6 protein-coding genes are annotated in these 3906 nt (G+C 47.6%); 2 read left to right on the forward strand and 4 right to left on the reverse strand.

The genetic code is table 11. From position 1 onward, the window contains the following. From CXF87_RS21775 to CXF87_RS11695, 4 genes are all read right to left on the reverse strand, one after another. A partial coding sequence (locus tag CXF87_RS21775) for a transposase (RefSeq protein ID WP_198556074.1) occupies positions 1 to 259 on the reverse strand: 259 nt, incomplete at its 3' end. A 275-nt stretch (positions 260 to 534) separates the two neighbouring features. Further along, positions 535 to 690: a RipA family octameric membrane protein gene (locus CXF87_RS22415; RefSeq protein ID WP_442906362.1), complete on the reverse strand. Its 156-nt coding sequence runs from the start codon at positions 688 to 690 to the stop codon at positions 535 to 537. 79 nt (positions 691 to 769) lie between these two features. Beyond that, the gene (locus CXF87_RS21780) at positions 770 to 931 is read right to left on the reverse strand and encodes a hypothetical protein (RefSeq protein WP_198556075.1); all 162 of its coding nucleotides are present in this window, start codon (positions 929 to 931) and stop codon (positions 770 to 772) included. An 802-nt stretch (positions 932 to 1733) separates the two neighbouring features. Beyond that, entirely contained in the window at positions 1734 to 2018 is a 285-nt protein-coding gene (locus tag CXF87_RS11695; RefSeq protein WP_101146740.1) for a ribbon-helix-helix domain-containing protein, read from the reverse strand. A gap of 251 nt (positions 2019 to 2269) precedes the next feature. Here CXF87_RS11695 and CXF87_RS11700 point away from each other — a divergent pair, with 251 nt between their 5' ends. Together CXF87_RS11700 and CXF87_RS11705 are read left to right on the forward strand one after the other, a co-directional pair. After that, a complete protein-coding gene (locus CXF87_RS11700) occupies positions 2270 to 2836 on the forward strand; it encodes a twin-arginine translocation signal domain-containing protein (RefSeq protein ID WP_101146741.1) in 567 nt (188 codons plus the stop codon). Positions 2837 to 2883: 47 nt separating this feature from the next. Beyond that, positions 2884 to 3906: GMC family oxidoreductase (locus tag CXF87_RS11705; RefSeq protein ID WP_232774900.1), on the forward strand; the 1023-nt coding region annotated here is incomplete at its 3' end.

The following is a 3906-nucleotide window of genomic DNA, read 5'->3' on the forward strand; positions in this document are numbered from 1 at the left end:
GGATGTCTTTTTCCATCTCAATGTCACGGATGCGCTTTTCAAGCTCGCGAATCCTGAGCTGATCGGGTGTCATGGGCGTTGCTTTAGGGCTTTGGCCATCACGCTCTTGGCGTAACTGACGAACCCATTTATCCATGCTCGAATACCCCACATTCATGGCTTCAGCCGCTTCACGAACCGTGTAGTGTTGATCGACGACTAGCTGTGCTGCTTCGAGTCGGAATTCAGGGCTAAAGTTACGTTTTGGTCTTGTTGCCATGCTGCCACCTAGTGATGTCTTGGTGCATATTAGCACCTCTAAGTAGGTGGCCAAATTCACTATGCCACTACAATACGACCTACCGAGACAAAGGAACGATAAGCACATGGAGATACTTAGCCCTATGATGAGAACATATAACCAGTTGATAGGTTTATCTATATCAAACTCAGATAGTGAATAACCGAGGAGCAGAACCCAAAGCAAACAGACATACAAGCTTATGAGCTGATTGATCTTTGATACAGAAATCCTACCTGGACCAGTAAGAACGTCTAAACATTTTTCCGGATAGAAGCAGGTTTATTTCTTGCAAGAATGATTTTGTATAGAGGGCCAGTTACCTTGTCTTCCAGCTGACCTACGTGCTTCTCCCAGTTTTTTTGCCAGAATTTACTACCGCGATTTGCACAAAACCAAGGGAAGAAAATACCAGGTCCAAGCTAGCTAAGATAATTGCCAAGTCTTGTTTATTGGCAAAGCCGGACGCCTGTATAGCGATAAAGCCAGCTAAACTTGCTCCGATAAACGTTCAGAAATAGGTAGCCTTCTCCAATAAAGATCTATCTCGAATTTTCGCATATCGAGAGCTTGCTCCAGCGCCTCAGGTTCTTTGCCGGCGAAAGCCTCTCCGTATTCTTCTGGTGTCAATTCTTCCGTCGTACTATCCATAAACTTCCATCACAAAGTCAGCTAATGCCCAAAACACCGGAAACCTGGGGCAATTCATCCGGTGGAAGCCCGATAGGGCCGGAGCGTTTTTGATGCACTGGTTATGTTTTTTTGACCAGATACCTGTTTGCCCAGGTTAACTTGTAACCACAACCAACGTGCCGCAGGACACCAGAGTTACAGAGAGATTTGCAATTCAGGACCTCTGTGGCCGTAGCTGGTTCATACGTGCGCCCCGACGCAGCAAGAAACCTGTTGTGAAGGAACATGAAATCTTCATCTCGAAGGGCAAGCGGGTTCACTGTCTCACCTAAGAACGTTGGGAAATACCCGGCCCCCTTCCAGACCAATGCACCGAACTTCACGGTGCCTCCAACAGCTTTCAGTGCTGACAAAATGCAGGTCAAAGTAGTCATTTTTAGATCTCCGCTTACTCAATAACTCCGAGTATGACTGGACCATAAATGCTTTTCTGAAATTTCTTCAGCTCCGCTGCCCCCTAGTCCGGCACTGTTCGGGCCGAAAACATAATCCCAGGGCTCAGCGGCCCGATTTGAAGGCTCAACGCACCGAAAAAGTGGCCCGCTGGAGCCCCTTGTTATGGAACCAAAGATAATTCAGCCTTTTCATTTGATTAACAAATTGGTTAAAGGCCAACGACGCAAAACTGGCTTTTTCCCATGCGTATAGGCCACTATCAGCGCCTGAAGCTCAATGCCGGTACAAAACGGAACTTCATGCTCATAGTCCTGGTTCAATGGTCAGGATTATAAGCATTGCGAAAACTTATGGCGGCTCTGAATTAAGCAAATCGAGCGGCAGGTTTAGCGCACTGCTGAAGATGCACAATACAAGCCACTCTTAGCAGTGAAGTGAGATTTGAAACTTCTCCTTTGGATAACAAAACTTCGTTATAGAGCTTGGTAATAAACTGGCCTGTGGAGAGATGTTGATCATAAGCGAGCTGATCCAGCACCTCCCAAAACTCATTCTCTAACCTCACGCTGGTGACTTTGCCTTGTAAGCGCACAGATTTGGTCACGCATTCATAGCGCTCTGGATCGGTTGAAGCGTAAATATGGCACATATCAATTCTCCCTTAGCACCAGCGAATCCATGCTGGCACATTGACGTGGCTATCAAGAATACCTTGCCGTTGAGTACATACGCTCTCCATTCGTACTAGACCATAGTCGATGTAGTAATCCACTGTTACCCACCGTTCTTAGAATGAGTCTAGTATCAGATATAGATGCTCGCGCAAATCAAGCATCCAAGCACAACAATAATTAATGTGTGGGGGCTACTTAACCTCCATGCCCACAGGAGAAATTAGCGATGAGTTCAACCGCTATCTCGCGTCGCGTTTTCCTTAAAGGAAGTGGCGGCGTACTGGCTGGCACCCTGGCTTTTACCAGCGGGCCTATCGCTCTACTCGCACCGTCGACTAGTTGGGCAATGCCTCTCGACTCTTTAAGCACCCGGCAAGGTGAAATCCTGCTTGCGGCTGTGAAACATATTTTTCCTCACCCAGATCTAGAAGATGCTGTCTATGCTCATGTTGTACAAAGCCTGGATAAAAAATCAAAAAGCGGCGAGTTTCATACTCTATTGCATGATGGAATAAAAGTTCTAAATGATCGCTCAGAAGGCGACTGGTTAGCCCTCAACGAAGCCGAGCAGCTAGAACATTTATCATTAATGTCCAATACTCCTTTTTTTCAGGCAATCCGATCTGATGCGGTAGTATCACTTTACGACAACTCTTTGGCATATGCTCACTTCGGTTACGGTGGAACCGAAGGTGATATCGGCTATCTCCACAATGGCTTCAACGATCTGACCTGGCTTCCCGACCCTCCGAAACCAGAGGGTGGCTACTTACCAACTGAGACGGCCGGCTAGTAACTGCCAAAGCTGCACAACAATAATAATTTTTCGGAGACACTCAGATGACAATGATAGATGAGCAACGAACTTTTTCTTATGACGACAACACCGTCGCTGTAGTCATCGGTTCCGGAGCTGGCGGTGGCACCTTGGCCAACGAGCTAGCTCAACAAGGTATTGATGTAGTGGTCTTGGAAGCAGGTGCACTGCATACACGTAGCGATTTTTTAGCCGATGAATGGGCTTCTTTTGCACAGCTGGCCTGGCTGGATAATCGCACAACTTCAGGTAGCTGGCGTATAGCCCGTGATTTTCCAAATCTGCCAGCTTGGATCGTAAAATCAGTAGGCGGTACCACAGTGCATTGGGCTGGGGCCAGCTTGCGTATTCAGCCCCACGAATTTGCTGCACTAAGCACTTATGGTGAGATCCCAGGGGCAAACTTACTCGACTGGCCGATAAGCTACGATGAACTGGCCCCATATTATGATAGAGCCGAGCGACGCATGGGGGTTACTCGAACTAACGATAATAAAGGTCTTTCTGGCAATAATAACTTTAAGGTCATGCACGCCGGCGCAAAGAATATGGGGTACTCCTGTAATACTGGCCATATGGCGATTAATAGCGAAAACCGTGATGGGCGTCCGGCCTGTCAGCAACGTGGTTTGTGTTTTCAAGGCTGTAAAATGGGGGCTAAATGGTCAACTCTCTATACAGAATTACCCCAAGGAATCGCAACCGGCCATCTTGAATTACGTCCCGAAAGTCACGTTACCCGCATAGAGCATGACGACACAGGCAAAGTAACTGAAGTCGTTTATTTCGATGCTGACGGTAACGAGCAACGCCAGAGAGCACGCATGGTAGCAGTCGCAGGGAATTCAATTGAAACTCCTCGTCTACTGCTTAACTCGGCCAGCGATATGTTCCCAAATGGCCTTGCCAACGGCTCAGATCAAGTAGGACGCAACTATATGCGCCACATGACAGGGTCAGTTTATGCCACCTTCGACGAGCCAGTGCATATGTACAAGGGCACTACCATGGCAGGTATCATCGCTGACGAAGCTCGTCACGACACT

It is taken from the genome of Halomonas sp. MES3-P3E (assembly GCF_002836035.1).
In the GTDB taxonomy this organism is placed as follows: Bacteria; Pseudomonadota; Gammaproteobacteria; order Pseudomonadales; family Halomonadaceae; genus Vreelandella; species Vreelandella arctica.

Excerpts from the sequence above, each read along its gene's own strand:
- CXF87_RS21780 (WP_198556075.1), bottom strand. The coding sequence starts at position 931 with ATGGATAGTACGACGGAAGAATTGACACCAGAAGAATACGGAGAGGCT.
- CXF87_RS11695 (WP_101146740.1), bottom strand. The coding sequence starts at position 2,018 with ATGTGCCATATTTACGCTTCAACCGATCCAGAGCGCTATGAATGCGTG.
- CXF87_RS11700 (WP_101146741.1), top strand. The coding sequence starts at position 2,270 with ATGAGTTCAACCGCTATCTCGCGTCGCGTTTTCCTTAAAGGAAGTGGC.